This window comes from Bradyrhizobium elkanii WSM2783 (assembly GCF_000472865.1).
Taxonomy (GTDB): Bacteria; Pseudomonadota; Alphaproteobacteria; order Rhizobiales; family Xanthobacteraceae; genus Bradyrhizobium; species Bradyrhizobium elkanii_A.
The window spans coordinates 1-20,616 of sequence record NZ_AXAP01000069.1 but is presented as its reverse complement, the minus strand read 5'-3'; the positions used below and the strand labels follow the sequence as shown (position 1 = coordinate 20,616).

Sequence of the window (20,616 nt, the reverse complement as noted above, 5' to 3'; positions counted from 1 at the left end):
CCCGGGCATGACGGTGTGGAGAGAGATGTGCTCCAAAAATTCATCTACTTTGCTACGATGTCTCATGACATCGCCTCTTTCACGAGTTCGTCGGCGGCTTCCGCCAAGAGCTCGTCGGATGCTTCGCCATAAACTGACTCGCGGCCGATTTCCAGCATCACTGGAACCGCGAGCGGTGAGACGTGCTCCAGTTCCCGGTGCGTGATTCGCCCCTGGATCCGCGCGAGCATATCGCCGAGCCGGCGCAGATCGAGCAGGCCGGTTGCGGCATCGGCACGGGCCGCGCGCAACAGGACATGATCGGCCTGATGCTTGCGCAGCACATCATAGACAAGGTCGGTCGAGAACAGCACCTGGCGCCGCGATTTCTCCTCTCCGGTATGGCGACGCGCGATTAGCCCTGAGATGATGGCGCAATTGCGGAAGGTGCGCTTCATCAACGCCGATTCGGCGAGCCATGCTTCAAGATCGTCGCCGAGCATGTCGGGATTGAACAGCGCGTTGAGGTCAAGCTGGCCGTGCCGGATCATAAAAGAGAGGTCGCCGAGCCCCCAGATCGCAACCGCATATTCATTGGCGATGAAGCCGAGCGGCCGGGTGCGGGCGCGCTCCATGCGCCGCGTCAGGAGCATGCCGAGCGTCTGGTGCGCGAGCCGGCCCTCGAAGGGATAGCAGACCAAATAATGCTTGTTGCCGCGCGGAAAGGTTTCGACCAGGAGCTCGCGCACGGCCGGCACGCGGGAAAAATCCTTCTGCAGCGATAGCCATTCGTGGACCTGGTCCGGCAGCGCATTCCACGCCCGGCGATCATCGAGCAGTTTGCGGACGCGCTCGGCGAGGTAGGTGGAGAGCGGGAATTTGCCGCCCATATAGGACGGCACTTTTGCATCCTTGTCGTTGGCGCGGGAGACATAGACCTGGTCCTCGACCAGTGCCTCGTAGCGCACCACCTCGCCGCCGAACACAAAGGTGTCGCCGGGCACCAGGCCTTCGATGAAGACTTCCTCGATCTCGCCCAGCACGCGGCCGCCACGGCCGAGCGCACCGGTCGAGCCGGTGCCGCCGGCGCGCGAGCGCACCAGCCGTACCTTCAGCATGGTTTCCTCGACGATGGTGCCGACATTGAGGCGATAGCTCTGCCGCACGCGGGGATTGGCGACGCGCCAGCGGCCCTGCTTGTCCTGCTTGATGCGCGCGAAGCGCTCATAGGTCTTCAGCGCATAGCCGCCGGTGGCGACGAAATCGACGATGTCGTCGAAATCGGCGCGCGCCAGCGCGGCATAGGGCGCCGCCGTCCGCACTTCGTCATACAGCTCATCGGAAAAGAACGGCTCGCCGCAGGCGCAGCCAAGCACATGCTGCGCCAGCACGTCGAGTGCGCCTGACCGAAGCGGCGGCGTGTCCTGCGCATTCTCGGCGATCGCGTCGATCGCGACGCGGCATTCCAGCACCTCGAAGCGATTCGCCGGTACCAGCACGGCGCGCGAGGCTTCGTCGAAACGGTGATTGGCGCGGCCGATACGCTGCATCAATCGCGACGAGCCCTTGGGCGCACCGATATTGATGACGAGGTCGACATCGCCCCAGTCGACACCGAGATCGAGCGAGGAGGTGCAGACCACGCCGCGCAGCCGGCCGGCCGCCATCGCATCCTCGACCTTGCGGCGCTGCGCGACGTCGAGCGAGCCGTGATGCAGCGCGATCGCCAGCCCATCGTCGTTCATGCGCCAGAGATCCTGGAACAGCATCTCGGCCTGGCTGCGCGTGTTGACGAACACCAGCGTGGTCTTGTTCTGCTTGATCAATTCATAGATCTCGCCGAGGGCATGGCGCGCGGTGTGGCCGGCCCACGGCAGACGCTCGCGCGTATCCAGCATCTCGACGATCGGCGGCGCCGCGCCGCCGGCGGTGACGACATCGGCAGCGATTTGCGCGGCCGGCTGCTGCGGCACCAGGAAGCGCGCGAGCTGTTCCGGCTCGGCGACCGTTGCCGACAGACCGATCGCACGCATCTCGGGCGCGAGCCGCCACAGCCGCGCGAGACCAAGCGACAACAGGTCGCCGCGCTTGGAGGTCACCAGCGCGTGCAGTTCGTCGAGCACGATGCGCTTCAGCGAGGAGAACAGGAACGGCGCGTCATCGGACGAGAGCAAAAGCGCGAGCTGCTCGGGCGTGGTGAGCAGGATGTCCGGCGGATAGCGCCGCTGCCGCTGGCGCCGCGACACCGGCGTGTCGCCGGTGCGGGTCTCGATCTTGATCGGCAGCCCCATCTCGGCGACGGGCGCCTCAAGGTTGCGCGCGATGTCGACGGCGAGCGCTTTCAGCGGGGAGATGTAAAGGGTGTGAAGGCCGCCGGTGCGCTTCACGCTGCGGCCGGTGGAGATGAGGCTGGAGCGCGAGGGGTTCGAGCGTGCGGCATGCGAGATCGCTCCCTCTCCGCTAGCGAGCTGGCCATTCTCCCTCCCCCTGAAAGGGGGAGGGTTGGGGTGAGGGTCCGCCACTTGCTCCGTGCCTGTGGCTGACCCCCACCCGCCACCCTTCGGGTGTCGACCTCCCTCTTTCAGGGCGAGGTGAACACCGGCGCTAAGTTCCACCAGTGTCGGCAGAAATCCTGCCAGTGTCTTGCCGGCGCCGGTCGGCGCGATCAGCAATGCCGAGCGGTTCTCGCGCGCCTTCGCCAACAGCGCGAGCTGATGCTCGCGCGGCGACCAGCCGCGGCCCGCGAACCATTTCTGGAAGCGGAGAGGCAGGAGGGATTCGGCCTCGGTCGGGGCCGCGGGCTGGGTCAGGACGGGCACCGGGTAGAGCTATGCCTTCGGGGGCACTTCGTCGAGGGGTGCCAGTCGTCTGCCAGTCCCACCACCGTCATCCCGGCCTTGAGCCGGGACCCATAACCAGGCCTCTCTGGTGCGCTCCGCTGCAACCGCTTGCGCGCCACAACTCCTCCCTGTGGTTATGGGTCCCCGCCTTCGCGGGGACGACAGCGGAGCGGAGACGACAGTGGGGATGCCTACTCCGTCACGGGCTTGTCGGAGATGTCCCAGTCCTTGCCGTTGAAGATCGAGATGTAGAGCGTCTTCATCGGCGTGTAGTCTTCGGGCGTGTAGCTGTAGTTGATACCGTCGAGGAAATAGGGCGAGTGGAAGCCGGCGAGCGTGGTCGCGTGCTTCAGCACATTGGCGCGGGTGAGGTCGTCGCCGCAGCGGCGCAGGATTTCGGCCATGGTCGCGACCTGGCCGTAACCGGCGAAGGCGATCGTGTTGTCGGGATCGACATTGGGCAGATATTTCTTCCGCAGCTCCTCGAAGGCGAGCACGTCCGGATCCTTCTCGAAGCGGGGCACGCCGACTTCCTTGGCGTAGCGGATCGCGACGATGCCGGTTGCGTTCTCAAGCCCCGCGGCGTTCAGGATCGAGCGGCCAGTCGAGCCCGCCGAGAGCAGATGCAGCGGCTTCCAGCCGAGCTCGGCCACCTTGCGGATCGACTGCGACGTCGCCTTGCCTGTCGTGATGTTGTAGAAGACATCGGCGCCGGATTTCGAGAGATTGATGAGCTGGGAATCGACGGTCGGATCGGTGAGATCGTAGGTCTGCTCCATGATGACCTGCGCCTTGCCGCCGGCATCCGCCAGCACCTTCTTGAAGGGCCCTAAGAAGTCGCGGCCGAAATCATCGTTCTGGTAGAGGATGCCGACTTTCGCGTCCGGCTTCACGCTGACGACGTGTTTGGCCAGAATGCGGGCCTCGGTCGGGTAGAGCGGCAGGCCGGCCATGGTCCATTTGAAATTCTTCGGGTCATTCCATTTCGACGCGCCGGTGTTGAGCAGCAACTGCGGCACGCCTTTGGAATTGAGATATTTGTGCACGGCGGTCTGCGGCGCGGTACCGAGCGAGCCGTATAGCGCCAGCACTTCCTCCTGCTCCACCAGGCGCCGCGTTGCCTCGACGCATTTCGGCGCGCTGTATGCATCGTCCATGGTAAGGAACTTGACCTTGCGTCCATTGATGCCGCCCTTCTCGTTCAGCATCTGGAAATAGGCCTCGCCGACGCGACCGAGCACGCCATACAGCGAGCCGGGGCCGGAATGCGGCACGGTCTGGCCGAGTTTGATCTCGGTGTCGCTGGCGCCCGGATCATATTTCTTTTCGGCGGCCCAGAGATAGGGTGCGGACAGGCTTGATGCGGCGAACGCACTGATGGCGGTGGCGCAGAATTCGCGCCTGGTTTGCTTCTTCATTGTTGTTGTCTCTCCCTAGACGACAACAATGATCAACATTCCGCTTGGCTCGGCAATACCGAACTTTTGCCTTTGCGACGCAATGCCGCTCGAACAGTTCCGCGCGACGGAAAGGGTAGCGTCTAGACTCAAGTTTTGTTCGCGACGGCGACTGCACTCCCTCTCCCGCAGCGGGAGAGGGCGGGGTGAGGGTGTCTCGGCGATGGGACTTGCCGTGGGGAGAGAGCCCTCACCCGGCGCTACGCGCCGACCTCTCCCGCAAGCGGGAGAGGCGAAGAGAGCTCACACCTTAGTTGCGACCACCACCAGGCCGGGGACGGGCACCTTGCCTTCGTTGCGCGTGGAGGCGGGCTGCAGCGCCGATAAGTTCAGGCCTGCGGCCTCGATCACGGCGCCGATGTAGGACGCGCCGTGCGCATAACGCAGTCCCTCGCCGATCACGATGCCGTCGCCATCATGCGTCTCGACGGTGAAGGCGACGGCGCCACCGGGTGCGAGCACGCGTCCAGCCTCCGCCAGAACAGGCGCGAGGTCGCAGACATAGACCATGGCGTCGGCCGCGAGGATGAAATCGGCGCTGGCGTCATCCCTGGCGCGCAGCCCGTTCAGCATGTCCTGGACCTCGAGCTCGGCATAGAGGCCGGTGGCGCGCGCCTGCTCGATCATGCCCGGCGAGAGGTCGATGCCGATGAAGCGATCGACGTTCTTGGCAAAGGCGGCAGCACCGAGCCCGGTGCCGCAGCCGAGATCGATGCCGCGCTTGAAAAAGGCCGGCTTCTTCGCGGCGGCGCGCGCCGAGAGCACCGCCTTGAACAACAGCGAGGGGCCGCAATAGCCGAGATCGCGCTTCAAAGCCTCGTCGAAGCGCGGCGCGTATTGATCGAACAGCGCCTGCACATAGGCCTTCGGCATGTCGGACAATCCTTCCGCGCCGAGCTGCATCAAATGCAGGCTGGCGCCGTGATGATCCTGTGGGTCGGCGTCGCGGGCGCGGCGGAAGGCGGTGATCGCCGCCTCGCGTTCGCCGAGCTCCTGGCGGATCTCGCCGAGCACGAACCAGGCGGAGACGAAGTTCGGTGCGAGCTCGATCGCCTGCTCGAGCAGGTCGGCGGCGGCGGCGAGATCACCCCGCAACTGCAAATCGCGCGCGAATTCATAGCGGCGGTCGGCAACGAGATCGCCGGAGGACAGGAAGAGACGTCCGGACATCGCTTGGGGAACCAGTTCCGTCATTGCCGGGCTCGACCCGGCAATCCATCAATAGAAAGATGGAATCTTTAGAGAGATGGATGCGCGGGTCAAGCCCGCGCATGACGGCTAAAAATCGGGTTAAGCCGGCTTATATACTGCGGCATGCGTCCGCAAGACATCCTGCTGCCAGTTGCTGCCGGTCTCTGCTGCAAACCGGGTGGCTTTCATATCGATCCGGTCCGCCCTGTGGAGCGCGCGGTCATCACCCATGGCCATTCCGACCATGCGCGAGCCGGCCATGGCGCGGTGCTGGCGACGCAAGAGACGCTCGACATGATGCGGCTGCGCTATGGCGACAATTTCGCCGGCTCCACGCAGGCGGTTCGTTATGGCGAGGAGGTCAGGCTCGGCGACATCAAGGTGAAATTCCATCCCGCAGGGCACGTGCTGGGCTCCGCGCAGATCGCGGTCTCCTGCAAGGATCTCTGCATCGTCGCCTCCGGCGACTACAAGGATGCGCGGGACCCGACCTGCACGCCGTTCGAGCTCGTGGCCTGCGACGTCTTCATCACCGAGGCGACCTTCGGCCTGCCGGTGTTCCGGCACGGCGATGCGGCCGATGAGGTGAAGAAGCTCTTGGCATCGGTGGCGCTGTTTCCGGAGCGGGCGCATCTGGTCGGCGCCTATTCGCTCGGCAAGGCGCAGCGCGTGATCGCGCTATTGCGCGAGGCCGGCTATGACGCGCCGATCTATCTGCATGGCGCGATGGAGAAGATCACGCGCTACTACGAAAGTCGCGGGATTGCGCTCGGCGAGCTGCGCCCGGTGCGCGGCATGAAGAAGGCCGAGCTGGCCGGCACCATCACGCTGGCGCCGCCGACCGCGACCTCCGACATCTGGACACGGCGCTTTCCCGACCCGGTCACCGCGTTTGCCTCCGGCTGGATGCGGGTGCGCGCCCGCGCGCGGCAGCGCGGCGTCGAGCTGCCATTGGTGATCTCTGACCATGCCGATTGGGACGGGCTGACCGCGACGATCGGCGCGACCGGCGCCGGCGAGGTGTGGGTGACGCACGGTCAGGAAGACGCGCTGGTGCATTGGTGCAAGAGCAAGGGGCTTGCCGCGCGGCCGCTCGATCTCGTCGGCTATGGCGATGAAGAGGAGACCGAAGTCGTGCTCGACGGCGAGGAAGGCGAGGCATGAACCGTTTCGCCGAACTGTTGGACCGCCTCGCCTATGAGCCCGGCCGCAACAACAAGCTGAAGCTGCTGACGGCTTATTTGCGCGACACCGAGGACCCCGCCCGCGGCTACGCGCTGGCGGCACTCACCGGCGCGCTGTCGTTCAAGCACGCCAAGCCGGGCCTGATCCGCGACCTGATCATGGAGCGCACCGATCCCGTGCTGTTCGGATATTCGTATGATTATGTCGGCGATCTCTCCGAGACCGTGGCGCTGATGTGGCCGAAGGTGGCGCTCGTCGGCCACAACAATCCGCCGCCGCCAACGCTGACCGAGGTCGTCACGCGGCTGCGCACGCTTGGCAAGACCGAGTTGCCCGCGCAGCTCGCGCGCTGGCTGGACGAGCTCGACGAGACCGGGCGCTGGGCGCTGTTAAAGCTCGTCACCGGCGCGATGCGGATCGGGATTTCGGCGCGGCTCGCGAAAACCGCGGCCGCGGCGCTCGGCGAGAAAGATCCGCATGATATCGAATTGATGTGGCCGGGGCTGGCGCCGCCCTATCTCGATCTGTTCGCCTGGCTGGAGGGCCGGGCCGAAAAGCCCGTCAATCGCGACCCGGCGCCGTTCCGCCCGGTGATGCTGGCGCATGCGATCGAGGATGCGGATTTCGCCGCTCTCGATCCGGCCGATTTCATCGCCGAATGGAAATGGGACGGCATCCGCGTGCAGGCCGTCTCAGGCCGCGACGAGCGCGGGCACTTGCAGGCGCGGCTTTATTCGCGCAGTGGCGAGGACATCACCAAAAGCTTTCCGGATTTGCTGCCGTCGCTGCATCTGCCCGGCGCGATCGACGGCGAGCTATTGGTGCTGCGCGACGGGCGGGTGCAGACCTTCAACGTGCTGCAGCAGCGGCTGAACCGAAAGGTCGTCTCGCCGAAACTGATGAAGGATTATCCGATCCATCTGCGCGCCTATGACATGCTCGGCGACGACGAGAACGATTTGCGCGAACTGCCGTTCGAGGAGCGCCGCACGCATCTGGAAGCCTTCATCAGGAAGCTCGCCGATCCGCGCATCGACCTGTCGCCGACCGTCCCCTTCGCCGATTGGCCCGCGCTGACCGCGGCGCGTGCCGATCCGGCCGGCGCGGGCGCGGGACTGGATGCGGAAGCGGTCGAGGGCGTGATGCTGAAGCGGCGCGATGCGCCCTATCTGCCGGGCCGGCCGAAGGGCCAATGGTGGAAGTGGAAGCGCGATCCGCACATCATCGACGCTGTCTTGATGTATGCGCAGCGCGGCCACGGCAAGCGCTCGTCCTATTATTCCGACTATACGTTCGGTGTCTGGACCAATGGCGGTGCGGGCGACGAATTGGTGCCGGTCGGCAAGGCCTATTTCGGCTTCACCGATGAGGAACTCTTGCAGATCGACCGCTTCGTTCGTCGCAACACCACCGAGAAATTCGGCCCGGTCCGCCATGTCGTGCACGAGCCGGACCAGGGCCTGGTGCTCGAAGTGGCCTTTGAGGGTCTGGCGCGCTCGCCGCGGCACAAATCGGGCGTTGCGATGCGGTTTCCGCGCATCAACCGATTGCGCTGGGACAAGCCGCCACGCGAGGCCGACCGGCTGGAGACGCTGGAGCGGATGCTGAAGAGTGTGACGGCAAATTAAGGTTCCGCCCGTGGATGATAAGCATTGACGGCGCGGCGCGGGTTCCCCATGTGCATCGCCTTGCCTATAATGCGGATGCACACCCGCGAGGAGACAGCAATGCCCGACGACGTCCGTGACTTGCCGGCCAGCCAGAATGACGGTTTGTACCGCTTTCTCGGCGGCTCGCCGCTGTCGGTCGCCTTCCGGCTGATCCTCTTGTCGATCCTGGTCGGCGTCGTGCTCGCCGCGGTCGGATTCGATCCCTGGAATATCATCCACAGCATCCAACTGCTGTTCCAGCGGCTGTGGGACCTCGGCTTCGACACCATCAACTGGCTGTGGCGCTACTTCCTGCTCGGCGCTGTGATCGTGATCCCGGTCTGGCTGTTGTCGCGGCTGTTCGGCACGCCGCGCGGCCGCTAGCTGGCGCGGGCCGGGGCGATGCAACTGCGATTTATCGGCTGCGGCGACGCCTTCGGCTCCGGCGGCAGGTACAACACCTGCTTCCACGTCACCGGCAACAGCGCCAATTTCCTGATCGATTGCGGCGCATCCTCGCTACCGGCCATGAAGCGCCTCGACATCGTGCGCGATGAGATCGATCTGATCCTGATCACGCATTTCCACGGCGACCATTTCGCCGGCCTGCCGTTCTTCCTGCTCGATGCACAGTTCTCGCGGCGCAGCCGGCCGCTGGTGATCGCGGGGCCTGAGGGCATCGAGACGCGGCTGCCACAGGTAATGGAGGCGCTGTTCGAACATTCGTCGAAGACGAAACAGCGTTTCGAGCTCTCCGTCGTGCCGCTGGTGCCCGAGCAAAGCCGCAGCTTCGGCGCGGTGACGGTGACGCCCTATCCGGTGGTGCATGGCGAATCCGGCGGACCGTTCCTGGCCTACCGGATCGAGACCGAGGGCCGCGTCATTGCCTACAGCGCCGACACCGAATGGACGGAGACGCTGATCCCGGCGGCGCGCAATGCCGACCTGTTCATCGCGGAAGCCTATACCTACGACAAGATCGTCAAGAACCATCTCAGCCTGACGACGCTGGAAGCGCATCTGCCCGAGATCGGCGCCAAGCGGCTGGTGCTGACCCACATGAGCGACGACATGCTCGGCCGCGTGGACGAGCTGCCCTACACCGCCGCCTGCGACGGCATGGTGATGGTGTTCTAGATGCACGCACCAAAACCATCCGCTGAGGTCACGAGCAGGCAGGTGTTCGCCATCGCGGGTCCGGCGATGATCGCGAACCTGACGACGCCGCTGATCGGGATCGTCTCCACCACGGCGATCGGACGGCTGGACGATGCGGCGCTGCTCGGCGGGGTCGCGATGGCCTCCGTGCTGTTCGACTGCATGTTCTGGCTGTTCGCGTTCCTGCGCATGAGCACGGTTGCCTTCACCGCGCAGTCGCTCGGCGCCGGCGAGACGCAGGAATTGCGTGCGATCCTGGTGCGCGGCTTCATCGTCGCGGCGGTGATCGGCGCCGCGCTGATCGTGCTGCAGGGGCCGCTGGCCGCGATCCTGCTCGCCGCGATGGGCGGCAGCGAAGGCGTGACGGCGGCGGCAAAGACCTATTTCCTGATCCGCATCTGGTCGGCGCCGCTCGCGCTCGCCAATTACGTCGTGCTCGGCTGGCTGATCGGCCAGGCGCGGGCGACATTGGCGCTGTCGACGCAGATCGCGATCAACGTCGTCAACATGGCGGCGACCATACTGCTGGTGCTGGTGTTCAATCTCGGCATCGCCGGCGCGGCGATCGCCGCTGTGATCGCGGAAACGGCCGGGCTGTTGCTCGGCATCCTCATTGCGCGGCATCTGACGGGAGGAAAGCTCGACCTCCTGCCGGGCACGCTGTTTGCGCGCGAAAAACTGATGCGGATGCTCGCCGTCAACCGCGACATCATGATCCGCACCGCGGCACTGATCACCGCGTTCCTGTTTTTCACCGCGCAAGGCGCCCGCGCCGGCGACGTCACGCTGGCGGCGAATGCGGTGCTGAACAATTTCCTTTTGGTCAGCGCCTTCTTCCTCGACGGCCTCGCCAATGCCGCCGAGCAGCTCTGCGGCCGCGCCTATGGCGCGCGCGACCGCTATGCGTTTGCTGGCGCGGTGCGGCTGGTCATCGTCTGGGGCTTTGCGTTTGCGCTCGCAGTGATGGCGGCATTCGCGCTGTTCGGGCCTGTTCTGATCGATATCATGACCGCGAACACGGAGGTGCGGCAGGCCGCGCGCGCGTTCCTGCTGTTCGTGATCCTGTCGCCACTGCTGGCGGTGTTCGCCTTCGCCTATGACGGCGTCTATATCGGCGCGACCTGGGCGCGCGACATGCGCAATCTGATGGTGCTGTCGCTCGTGATCTTCCTCACCGCCTGGTTCCTGCTGCGTCCCTTCGGTAATGCCGGGCTGTGGACCGCGCTGCTGGTGCACTACGCCGCGCGCGGCGGATTGGAAGCGCTGCGCTATCCGGCGCTGTTCAAGGCGTCGTTCGCTACCGGACCGGCCAGTCCTCGGCCGTGATGGTGGCGGCATCGGCGCCGACGATTTCGGACAGCGAGTCGCGGCCGGTGCGCAGGAGCGTCGAGGAGAGATCGCGCTTGATATCATCGACGAGGCCGAGGCCCTTATAGACGAGCGCGGAATAGAGCTGGATCAGGCTGGCGCCGGCGCGGATCTTGGTCAGCGCGGCGCCGCCGGAATCGATGCCGCCGACGCCGATCAACGGAAACGCGCCCTCCACGCGCACGTAAGTCTCCGCCACCATCCGCGTCGACAGGCGGAACAGCGGCCGGCCGGAGAGACCGCCCTGCTCTTTGGCACGGGCCTGCTCGCGCAAGGTAGAGGGCCGCGCCAGTGTCGTGTTGGCGACGATCATGCCGTCGACCCGGCGCGAGCGCGCGATGTGGACGACGTCGTCGAGCTCGGCGAGGCTTAAGTCCGGCGCGATCTTCAACAGCACCGGCGAATCGCCGGCATTCTTCCGCACCCGCTCCCGGGTCTCGATGACCCGTGCCAGGAGATCATCGAGCGCGGCCGATTGCTGCAGATTGCGCAGGCCCGGCGTGTTCGGCGAGGAAACGTTGACGGTGAAGTAGCTCGCGACCGGCGCAAAAGTCTCGATCAGCTTCACATAGTCGGCGGTACGATCCGGCGAATCCTTGTTGGCGCCGACATTGACGCCGACGATGCCGGAAAGATGGGCGCGGCCGGCGAGCCGTCGCAACACCGCCGCCGCGCCGTCGTTGTTGAAGCCCATGCGGTTGATGACGGCTTCATCCCGCTCAAGCCGAAACAGCCTCGGCCTGGCATTGCCGGACTGCGGCAGCGGCGTCACCGAGCCGATCTCGACAAAGCCGAAGCCGAGCTTGAGCAGCGCGTCGGGCGCCTCCGCGTTCTTGTCGAAGCCCGCGGCCATGCCGACCGGATTGGGAAAATTCAGTCCGAACGCGCGCACCGCGAGCTTCGGATCATCCGGCCGCTGGCGGATCGGCGGCAGGAAGCGCAGCCCCTGGATCGCCAGCCGGTGGGCGTCCTCCGGATCGAGCCAGCGCAGCAGCGGCAGCGAGACGGCATCGAAGGCGCGGATCACGGCAACGTCTCCGGGATCGCATGGGTGCCGTCGGCGCGCGCCGGCAGGTCGTAGACCGCGGTGACCGCGCCGAGATCGAGCTCGCCGTAGAGATGCGGAAACAATTCATCGTGACGGGAAGGCTCCCAGCGCAAGGAGTCACCCAGCGCATCGGCGTCGACCGCGATTAGAAACAGGCCGGTTTGGCCGGAAAAATGCTTCCGCGCGGTCCCGGCGACCTGGGATGCGGTGGAGAAGTGGATGAAACCGTCGCGCAGATCGTCGGCACTACCCCGATACACTCCGGCCCGCTCGGCCTCGCGCCAAGCTGAGGCAGGGCTGATTTTATAGATCGTGCGCACCTATCCGGTGTCCCATGCTTCACGCTTGAGTCTGTTGGGGTTTTCCCGAAGCTGGCCGGGCCAGCGATGGACCGTATCGACGCCCGTGGCGCAACTCAAGCGCCACAGCAGGGCCGATTGGGGACATTTGCGGAAAGCCGCAGGTTCCGGCAATAATTCCTAAATCAGAACGGCGGAATTCCGATGGTCAGACCGCCCAAGCAATCGCGCCTGCTGACCCACGGCCAGGTCTGGGCCGCACTGGACCGGCTGGCGGAGCGCGCCGGATTGTCGCCGTCCGGGCTTGCCCGGCGCGCCGGGCTGGACCCGACCACCTTCAACAAGTCCAAGCGCATCACCGCCGACGGCCGCGAGCGTTGGCCCTCGACCGAATCGGTCGCGAAGGCGCTCGCCGCGACCAACGTGTCCATCGACACCTTCGTGCAGTTGATCGGCGACGGCGGCGGCCGCGGCGGCCCGTCAGTGCCGCTGATCGGCCTTGCCGAAGCGTCGGCAAGCGATGCTTTCGACGACAGCGGCTTTCCGACCGGCAAAGGCTGGGACGAAGTGGCGCTGCCGACCGTCCCCGACGAGCACGCCTTCGCGCTCGAAATCTTCGGCGACACGCTGCGGCCGGTTTTCCGCGAGGGCGATATCATCCTGGTGTCGCCGTCAACTCCGATCCGCCGCGGCGATCGCGTGGTGGTGCGAACCAAGGACGGCGAGATACTGGTGAAGGAGTGCAAACGCCGCACGGCGAAGACGCTCGAATTGCAGTCGCTCAATCCGGCGGAAGCAGATCGCACGCTCGCGGCCGAGGACGTCGCCTGGATCGCGCGGATCGTGTGGGTGAGGCAGTAACTCTCTGGTGTCATCCCTGCGAACGCAGGGACCCATAATCACAGGAGGTTGTTGTGGCGCGCATTATTGTCCTTGGTGCGGGATTCGCCGGCCTCTGGGCTGCCATCGGGGCTGCGCGCAAGCGCGATGAGATTGGACGGGCGGCCGAGGTCGAGATTCTCGTCATCGATCGCAATCCCTATCACAACATTCGAGTCCGCAATTACGAAGTCGACCTGAGCGAGGCGGCGATCCCGCTTGGCGAGGTGCTGGACCCCATCGGCGTCGCTCACAGACTTGCCGAGGTGCAAGCGATCGATGCGGTCAAACAGCAGGTGACCGTCGCAGCGAGCGACGGCCCGGAGGTTTTGACTTACGATCGGCTGGTGCTAGCGCTTGGCAGCGAACTGGCGCGCCCGGCGATTGCCGGCCTCGCGGCCAACGGCTTCGACGTGGACTCCTATGCGGCTGCCGTCCGGCTCGACGCACATCTCGCAGCGCTCGGCGCCGAGGCGCCATCGGAAGCGCGCTCCACGGTGGTCGTGGTCGGCGCCGGTTTCACCGGAATTGAGGTCGCAACCGAGATGCCGGGCAAGCTCGATCGAGCCGGCGTCACCGACGGGCAACGCATCGTTCTCATAGACCCCAATCCCGCGGTTGGCGTCACAATCGGGGATAATGCCCGCCCTGTCATCAATGAGGCGCTCTTGGCGCTCGGCGTCGAAACGCGACTGGGCGTGAGGGTTACCGCTATCGAGCCGAACGCCATCGCGCTCAGTTCGGGGGAGATCATTCCGACACGGACAGTCGTGTGGTGCGCGGGCATGCGCGCAAGTCCGCTGGCTGAGGCGCTGGATGTTGAACGCGACCGGTATGGTCGCGTCATCGTCGATCAATTCATGCGCGTGACCGGTGCAACAAATGTCTTTGCCGCCGGCGATGTGGCCTGCAGTTTCGTGGACGGCGTCCACGCCTCCGTGATGTCCTGCCAGTTCGCCCGGCCGATGGGCCGCTTCGCAGGCCATAACGTCGTGGCCGACCTGTTCGGGCAGCCGATGCTGCCGCTTCATATTGATTGGTATGTCACCGTGCTCGATCTCGGCGCGTGGGGGGCTTTGTACACGGAAGGGTGGGATCGCCAGGTGCGTACCAGCGGGGCTGCCGCGAAATTGACCAAGCAGACCATCAATCACGTGCGGATCTATCCGCCGCGGACCGGTGATCGTGCGGAGATTCTCGCGGCTGCGGCGCCGACGCTGCAGGCGCCGCCGGCCGTGCGATCGTAAACGTCGGCTGCAGAAGCATCGCGCGTAGACTCAGCATTCTCGTCGTCCCCGCGAAGGCGGGGACCCATAACCACAGGGAGCTGTTGTGGCGCGAACGAGCGGTTACACCTCAGCGCATCACATCTGCCTGCGGGGATGGGTCCCGGCCTGCGCCGGGACGACAAGAGGATGTAGTTGTGCGCGAGCCTCGCCGGCTTACGTCGCGTAATCAGGCTCCTTGCGGTCCAGCATGCGCTTGAGCGCATCGAAGTGCCGCTGCGCCGGGCTTGGGCCCTTGTAGAGGCTGGTGCCGCCGATATCGCGCATGGTCTTTTCGACCACGGGAGCAGGCAGCTTCTTCAGCGGCTGTCCGGTCCACATCGCATAGATCTGCACCTGCGCGGCGCGCTCGATGTAGTAGAGCCGGTCATAGGCCGCCGCGACGGTCTCGCCGACGGTCGAGATGCCGTGGTTGGCCATGAATAGAATGGTCTTGTCGCCGATCACCCTGGCGAGCCGCGCGCCTTCGGCCGGATCGAGCGCCGGGCCGGCATATTCGTCGTCATAGGCGATCTTGCCGGCCATGCCGACTTCGGTCTGGCCGATCTCCTTGATGCGGGGATCCTCGAGCCGGGTCAGCGCGCTGGCAAACGGCATGTGGGTGTGAAACACCGCTTTGGCCTGCGGCAGCGCCTTGTGGATCGGGGCGTGGATGCAATAGCAGGAGCGCTCGACCTCGCCCTCGCCGCGCTTGACCTCGGCATCGTCGATGCCGACTTCCATGAAAGAGGAAGCGGTCACCTCCGACCAATGCATGCCGAACGGAATCTGATAGTAGCGGTCGCTGCGGCCGGGCACCACGAAGGTCAGATGGTTGAAGATGCCCTCGCTGAAACCCTGGATGAAGGCGAGCCGGTGCGCGGCGGCGAGATCCACGCGCGCCTGCCACTCTGCGGCGCCCTGATCGGTAAGCGTGTCCGGTGAAACCCTGAACTGCATGTTGATCCTCCCTTGCGCGCCGGTGCTGGCGGCTTGTTATTGGCGCAGTCTAGCCCAAATTGCCGCCGCCCCGATTGCAATTACCGTGCACCAACTATCCCAATTTCGCGAGGCGGGCGCGGCGCATTGGCGGCAGTTGGCAGCATGTTTTCGATAGAACAACGCGGCAAGACACAGTTTGCGTTGGCAAAGCCGGCAATGTTCGCCCTACAGTTACGGATGAGGAGACCTGTTTCGGATGACTGCTGGCACTGAAGGAAACCCGGATCGCAAGACCATTGCCGTCGTCGGCCTCGGAAGCATCGGCGGTATCATCGCCGGCCTGTTGCGCGCGGCGGACCGGCACGATGTGGTCGCCTGTGTCAGGCGGCCGCTCGATCGTCTCGTGGTCGAGCGTGCGGAAGGCGCAATCGATGTTCCGCTTCGCGCATTGACCGATCCGGAGCAGGCGACGCGGGTGGACTGGGTGCTGTTCTGCACCAAGGCGCAGGACACGCCGTCAAGTGCGCCGTGGCTTGCAAGACTCTGCGGCGCCGGCACCCGGATCGCGGTCCTGCAGAACGGCATCGGGCACAAGGACCGGCTGGCACCATTGGCCGGACACGCAACCATTATTCCCACGCTCGTCTATTACAATGGCGAGCGATTGGCGCCGGACCGCGTTCGCTTCCGACGTGCCGGCGACTATGAGTTCACGGTCGCGGACGATGCCGATGGACGGGCGTTCGAAGCCCTGCTCGAAGAAACCGGCATGCGAGTGCTGCGCAGTGACGACTTCGCCACGCTCGCCTGGCGAAAGCTCCTGATCAACGCGGTCGCCAATCCGATCACCGCGCTGACCCTGCTGCGGCAGGCGGTGTTCCGGCGCGAGGACGTCAAGGCGCTGTGCCTTGCCATCCTCGAAGAGGCTGTTGCGGTCGGGCGCGCCGATGGCGCTCGCCTCGAGGCAGATGAGGCCCAGCGAATGCTGGCGACGCTGCTTACCTATCCGCCCGACGCCGGCACCTCGATGTATTTCGATCGCCTCGCCGGCCGACCGTTCGAAGCCGACGCGCTCACCGGCGCGATCGTCGCGGCCGGCGAACGACATGGCGTGGCGACGCCGCTCAACGGCCTCGTGCTGACGCTGTTGCGCGCGACCAGCGATGGATTGCGTGACGGTAAGCTGTAGGTCGTAGCGTGGGCAACGCGATTGCGGTCGAGATAGATGGTGAGCCACGAACAATGCTGTCATTGCCGGGCCTGACCCGGCAATCCATCGACCACAAGAGTCTTACGAAGCTGGATGGATGCGCGGGTCAAGCCCGCGCATGACGAATTGAGAAAGCTACGACGACCTTGCCAGTGCGCCGTCGATCATGTTGACGGCGTTCTGGAGGCCGTAGACCGCGACGAAGGAGCCGAAGCGCGGGCCTTTCTCCTGGCCGAGCAGGACCTGGTAGAGCATGTTGAACCAGTCGAGCGAGACGCCGGGGCGGCCGTCCTTGCCCTTCTTCACGGGATCGAGGAACGGCTCGCGGCGGCCGATCTCGTAGACCACGTTCTGGATGTCCTCCGCGGTCGAGTCCGGCGGCATGTTGGAGAGCGCATCACGCAAATCCTGCAGCGCCGCCCGCTCGCTCTCGGTCGGCTCGCGGAACTGCTTCGAGGGCGCGACGAAGTCGCGGTAGTAGTTGATGGCATAGCCGACCATCGCATCCAGCTTCGGATGCGTCTGCGGCGTCACGCCCGGGCGATAGCGGCCGATGAAGCCCCACAAGGTCTCGGCATTCTCCGCATTCGACGACGACACCAGCGTCAGCAGAAGCTGGAAGGTGACGGGCATGTCCACCTTCGGCGGATGGCCGGAGTGGATGTGCCAGACCGGATTCTGCAATTGCTGCCGCCCTTCCTGACGCGGGAAGGCCTCGACGAACTGCTGGTATTCGTCGACATTGCGCGGGATCACGTCGAAATAGAGCCGCTTGGCCGCCTTCGGCTCGCGATACATGAACAGCGACAGCGATTCCGGCGAGGCATAGCGCAGCCATTCGTCGATTGTGAGCCCGTTGCCCTTCGACTTCGAGATCTTCTGGCCTTTGTCGTCGAGGAAGAGCTCGTAGTTGAAGCCTTCCGGCGGCGTGCCGCCGAGCGCCGCGCAGATCTTGCCCGACAGCTTCACCGAATCGATCAGGTCCTTGCCGGCCATCTCATAGTCGACGCCGAGCGCATACCAGCGCATCGCCCAGTCCGGCTTCCACTGCAATTTGCAGCGGCCGCCGGTGACGGGGACCGTGACGCTCTCCTTCGTCTCGGGGTCTTCGTAAGAGATGGTGCCGGCCTTGGCGTCATGTGCGGTAACCGGCACGTAAAGCACGAGCCCGGTGCGCGGGCAGATCGGGAGGAACGGCGAATAGCTCGCGGCGCGCTCCTCGCGGAGCGAGGGCAGCATGATCGCCATCACCTTCTCGATCCGCTCCAGCATCCGCAGCAGCGCGGCGTCGAAGCGGCCCGAGGTGTAGTAGTCGGTCGAGCTGGCGAATTCGTAGTCGAAGCCGAACTGATCGAGGAAGGCGCGCAGCCGCGCATTGTTGTGCTCGCCGAAGCTCGGATGCGTGCCGAAGGGATCAGGCACCTTCGTCAGCGGCATGCCGAGGTGCTGCTCCAGCAGCTCCTTGTTCGGGACATTGTCCGGCACCTTGCGCAGGCCATCCATGTCGTCGGAGAAGGCGAGCAGGCGCGTCTTGATCTTGTCCTCCGTGAGCACGCGGAAGGCGTGGCGCACCATGGTGGTGCGCGCGACCTCGCCGAAGGTGCCGATATGGGGCAGGCCGGACGGGCCATAGCCGGTCTCGAACAGCACCTCATCCTTCGGATTTTTTTTCAGCCGCGCGACAATCGCTTTCGCCTGCTCGAACGGCCAGGCGTTGGATTGTTCGGCGAGCGCACGCAGGTCGCTCGGGCTTGCGGCAAGGTCAGTCACGGACATCAGGGGTCTCCAAGGCCGCGGAAACTAACGGCCTCCGCGGCAAAATGCAAAATGACGGTGAGACACAGTCATTCCGGGGCGATGCGACAGCATCGAACCCGGAATCTCGAGATTCCGGGTCTGGTCCTTCGGACCATCCCGGAATGACGGAGTACGAAAACTCCTAAAACGGGCTGACGGAAAAATAGCGCAGCCACAGATCGGTGTAGCGGCCTTTTTCCCAGAGCCGGAACAGCGCCCAGTTCAACGCCTGCCGGAGCAGGTCGTTGCCCTTGCGCACCGCAATGCCGATGCCCTCGCCGAAGAAGCGGCTCTCGACGAAGGGGCCGCCGGAGAAGGCGCAGCATTCGGCCGAATCGGTGCCGTTGATCCAGAACGCGAGCGCGATCGCGTCGCCGAAGATGAAATCGACCTCGCCGCGGCGAAGCGCCTGCCGGAGCGCGTCGTCATTTGGATAAGTGTGGAGCTCGGCGTCGGTGAACATCGCCTTCAGATAGGCTTCGTGCGCGGTGCCGCCGATGACGCCGACCTTCTTGCCTTCGAGATATTCCGGCCGCACTTCCGGCAGCACGGCATTGCGCTGGGACACGAAGCGGGCCGGCGCGCGGTAATAGGGATCGGAGAAATCAACCCTTGTGCGCAATTGCGGCGTCACCGCCATCGAGGCGATGATGGCATCGCCCCTGTTGGTGGCGAGCGCATCCACCAGCGTCTCGAAGCGGCGCATCTGGATGGTGCAGGTGACCTTGATCTCGTCGCAGATCGCCCGCGCCAGGTCGACATTGAAACCGGCCGGATTGCCGTCAGGACCGGTGAAGTTGAACGGCGGATAATCGGTTTCGGTCAGGAACCGGATCACGGTGATGCGCGACAGATCCGGCCGTTCAGGCCGCCGCCGCGGATCCCAGAAACCGGGCACCGCCTGCGGCGCCGCCTCGACGGGCGGCTTCGGCGGCGTTTGCAGCTGTGGGGTTTGTGCATTCGCCGCGCCGCTAAAAACAGCCAACGCCGCCACGACCAGCCATCCGGCCATGGCGCGGATAGAACGGGAGATGTCGAGCGGGGCGGTCTGATCAGGCATTCGGCCGGGCAATGTTGCGGAATTGGACGGCCTTATAGACCATCCGGGGCATGATGCGAGGCTTTAGCTCAGAGATAGCGCTTGAGGTCGGCCGCAGCTTCTTCCGGGCTGCGTTTGAGGTTGAACGGTGAGACGAACTTGCCGTCGCGGTCCATCAGATAGATCAGCGCGGTGTGGTCCATTGTGTAGTCGCCGTCCTTGAGCGGGACCTTCTTGGCGTAGACGCGATAGGCCGACAGCACCTTGGCGATGGCATCGGGATTGCCGGTGAGGCCCTTCAGATGTGGGTCGAAGCTGGAGAGGTAGTCCTTCATCGCCGCCGCGGTGTCGCGCTCCGGATCGACCGAGACGAAATAGGCGTTCACCTTGTCGGCGTCCGTGCCCATCGCCCGCAGCACTTCGGAAATCTCGAACAGCGAGGTCGGGCAGACGTCGGGGCAATGGGTGAAACCGAAGAAGATCAGGGTCGGCTTGCCCTTCAGGCTCTTGTCGGTGATGGTCTGGCCGGCTTGGTCGGTGAGCTGGAACGGGCCGCCGATCGCCGACGGGGTGGTCATGCTGCGCAGGCCGCCCATCGTCCAGAACAACAGCAATAGCCCAATCGCCAGGCTGCCGGCGAAGGCAGCCACGATCACGAGCGGGCGGGTGGTCCGATCCATGAAAAAATTCCTCTTATTGGATCAGAAACAGGCCGAGACGCCGGCCGCGATGGTCTCAAAGAACACCGCCGTGCCGTAATGGAACCAGAGCGCGCCCGCGCCCAGCACGACGAGCGCGCCCAGCCCCGCGGCACCCCAGGCGATGGCGGACGCCGCCTTGCCCTGTGCCGAGGCCGGCGCGGTCATTCCATGAGAGGCGGAAACCGGCTGAACCATGTGCTTGAAATAAGCCCGGTTCCGCCGCCCGGCAAGCGCAATGCTGCGGCGCGCCGTCACATCATGTGGAGGGAATTTCGGAGCTATCGCCACTCGTCGTGCCCGGGCTTGACCCGGGCATCCACGTCTTCCTTGACGTCAAGAACGTGGATGGCCGGGTCAAGCCCGGCCATGACGGCAGAGGGCGACCGGCGCCTCTAAAGCGCGATGAGATGAGGATGAATCATCATCGCGCTTTAGGTTATTGTTTGAGCATGATCTTTTCGGAAAACCGCTTCACACTTTTCCGGATCATGCTCTAGCGCGCCCGGTTGGCGGAGGCCTGGGCGTCGAGGTAGCAGGGCCGGAACATGGCCTGCAGGGCCTTGCCGCGCAGGAAGATCATCCTCGGGGTGAGGCCGCCGCGGGAGGCGA

At 65.0% G+C, this 20,616-nt stretch carries 18 protein-coding genes; 8 read left to right on the top strand and 10 right to left on the bottom strand.

Annotated features, from left to right (window positions below; all coding sequences use genetic code 11):
• Positions 1 to 62: 62 nt before the first annotated feature.
• From YY7_RS0137335 to YY7_RS0137325, 3 genes are all read right to left on the bottom strand, one after another.
• A complete protein-coding gene (locus YY7_RS0137335; protein ID WP_063623423.1) occupies positions 63 to 2,798 on the bottom strand; it encodes a ligase-associated DNA damage response DEXH box helicase in 2,736 nt (911 codons plus the stop codon).
• Positions 2,799 to 3,010: 212 nt separating this feature from the next.
• Complete coding sequence (locus YY7_RS0137330; RefSeq protein WP_028167657.1) at positions 3,011 to 4,237, bottom strand: ABC transporter substrate-binding protein; 1,227 nt, start codon at positions 4,235 to 4,237, stop codon at positions 3,011 to 3,013.
• A 282-nt stretch (positions 4,238 to 4,519) separates the two neighbouring features.
• Complete coding sequence (locus YY7_RS0137325) at positions 4,520 to 5,446, bottom strand: class I SAM-dependent DNA methyltransferase (protein WP_028167656.1); 927 nt, start codon at positions 5,444 to 5,446, stop codon at positions 4,520 to 4,522.
• A gap of 144 nt (positions 5,447 to 5,590) precedes the next feature.
• Between YY7_RS0137325 and YY7_RS0137320 the strand changes: the two genes are divergently transcribed.
• The 5 genes from YY7_RS0137320 to YY7_RS0137300 all read left to right on the top strand — a co-directional run bounded on the left by YY7_RS0137320 (position 5,591) and on the right by YY7_RS0137300 (position 10,785).
• Positions 5,591 to 6,631: a ligase-associated DNA damage response exonuclease gene (locus YY7_RS0137320; protein ID WP_028167655.1), complete on the top strand. Its 1,041-nt coding sequence runs from the start codon at positions 5,591 to 5,593 to the stop codon at positions 6,629 to 6,631.
• Complete coding sequence (locus YY7_RS0137315; protein WP_028167654.1) at positions 6,628 to 8,280, top strand: ATP-dependent DNA ligase; 1,653 nt, start codon at positions 6,628 to 6,630, stop codon at positions 8,278 to 8,280. The genes YY7_RS0137320 and YY7_RS0137315 overlap by 4 nt, the downstream gene beginning before the upstream one ends.
• 99 nt (positions 8,281 to 8,379) lie before the next feature.
• Positions 8,380 to 8,685: a DUF6460 domain-containing protein gene (locus YY7_RS0137310; RefSeq protein WP_028167653.1), complete on the top strand. Its 306-nt coding sequence runs from the start codon at positions 8,380 to 8,382 to the stop codon at positions 8,683 to 8,685.
• Between the two features lie 18 nt (positions 8,686 to 8,703).
• Positions 8,704 to 9,438: an MBL fold metallo-hydrolase gene (locus YY7_RS0137305; RefSeq protein WP_028167652.1), complete on the top strand. Its 735-nt coding sequence runs from the start codon at positions 8,704 to 8,706 to the stop codon at positions 9,436 to 9,438.
• The gene (locus YY7_RS0137300; RefSeq protein ID WP_028167651.1) at positions 9,439 to 10,785 is read left to right on the top strand and encodes an MATE family efflux transporter; all 1,347 of its coding nucleotides are present in this window, start codon (positions 9,439 to 9,441) and stop codon (positions 10,783 to 10,785) included.
• On the opposite strand, the gene YY7_RS0137295 is transcribed toward YY7_RS0137300, so the two are convergent.
• Both YY7_RS0137295 and YY7_RS0137290 read right to left on the bottom strand, forming a co-directional pair.
• Positions 10,757 to 11,854, bottom strand: a complete 1,098-nt coding sequence (locus YY7_RS0137295; protein WP_028167650.1) for a quinone-dependent dihydroorotate dehydrogenase — start codon at positions 11,852 to 11,854, stop codon at positions 10,757 to 10,759. The genes YY7_RS0137300 and YY7_RS0137295 overlap by 29 nt on opposite strands.
• Positions 11,851 to 12,195: a DUF952 domain-containing protein gene (locus tag YY7_RS0137290; protein WP_028167649.1), complete on the bottom strand. Its 345-nt coding sequence runs from the start codon at positions 12,193 to 12,195 to the stop codon at positions 11,851 to 11,853. Before YY7_RS0137290 ends, YY7_RS0137295 begins: the two co-directional genes overlap by 4 nt.
• Positions 12,196 to 12,378: 183 nt before the next feature.
• Between YY7_RS0137290 and YY7_RS0137285 the strand changes: the two genes are divergently transcribed.
• Positions 12,379 to 13,035, top strand: a complete 657-nt coding sequence (locus tag YY7_RS0137285) for a S24 family peptidase (RefSeq protein WP_196237382.1) — start codon at positions 12,379 to 12,381, stop codon at positions 13,033 to 13,035.
• Positions 13,036 to 13,088: 53 nt separating this feature from the next.
• Positions 13,089 to 14,300 (top strand): NAD(P)/FAD-dependent oxidoreductase, encoded by a 1,212-nt coding sequence (locus YY7_RS0137280; protein ID WP_028167647.1) that lies wholly within the window; start codon positions 13,089 to 13,091, stop codon positions 14,298 to 14,300.
• Positions 14,301 to 14,495: 195 nt separating this feature from the next.
• On the opposite strand, the gene YY7_RS0137275 is transcribed toward YY7_RS0137280, so the two are convergent.
• Positions 14,496 to 15,278, bottom strand: a complete 783-nt coding sequence (locus YY7_RS0137275; protein WP_245287534.1) for a class II aldolase/adducin family protein — start codon at positions 15,276 to 15,278, stop codon at positions 14,496 to 14,498.
• A gap of 238 nt (positions 15,279 to 15,516) precedes the next feature.
• Here YY7_RS0137275 and YY7_RS0137270 point away from each other — a divergent pair, with 238 nt between their 5' ends.
• A complete protein-coding gene (locus YY7_RS0137270) occupies positions 15,517 to 16,449 on the top strand; it encodes a 2-dehydropantoate 2-reductase (protein ID WP_028167645.1) in 933 nt (310 codons plus the stop codon).
• 156 nt (positions 16,450 to 16,605) lie between these two features.
• Here the strand turns inward: YY7_RS0137270 and YY7_RS0137265 are convergent, their stop codons facing one another.
• From YY7_RS0137265 to YY7_RS0137250, 4 genes are all read right to left on the bottom strand, one after another.
• Positions 16,606 to 18,246, bottom strand: coding sequence for a lysine--tRNA ligase (locus YY7_RS0137265; RefSeq protein WP_028167644.1), 1,641 nt, complete (start codon positions 18,244 to 18,246; stop codon positions 16,606 to 16,608).
• A 163-nt stretch (positions 18,247 to 18,409) separates the two neighbouring features.
• Positions 18,410 to 19,327, bottom strand: a complete 918-nt coding sequence (locus tag YY7_RS0137260; RefSeq protein WP_028167643.1) for a transporter substrate-binding domain-containing protein — start codon at positions 19,325 to 19,327, stop codon at positions 18,410 to 18,412.
• Positions 19,328 to 19,395: 68 nt separating this feature from the next.
• Positions 19,396 to 19,986: an SCO family protein gene (locus YY7_RS0137255; protein WP_028167642.1), complete on the bottom strand. Its 591-nt coding sequence runs from the start codon at positions 19,984 to 19,986 to the stop codon at positions 19,396 to 19,398.
• Positions 19,987 to 20,007: 21 nt separating this feature from the next.
• Positions 20,008 to 20,295, bottom strand: a complete 288-nt coding sequence (locus tag YY7_RS0137250; RefSeq protein ID WP_155255477.1) for a hypothetical protein — start codon at positions 20,293 to 20,295, stop codon at positions 20,008 to 20,010.
• Between the last annotated feature and the right edge of the window lie 321 nt (positions 20,296 to 20,616).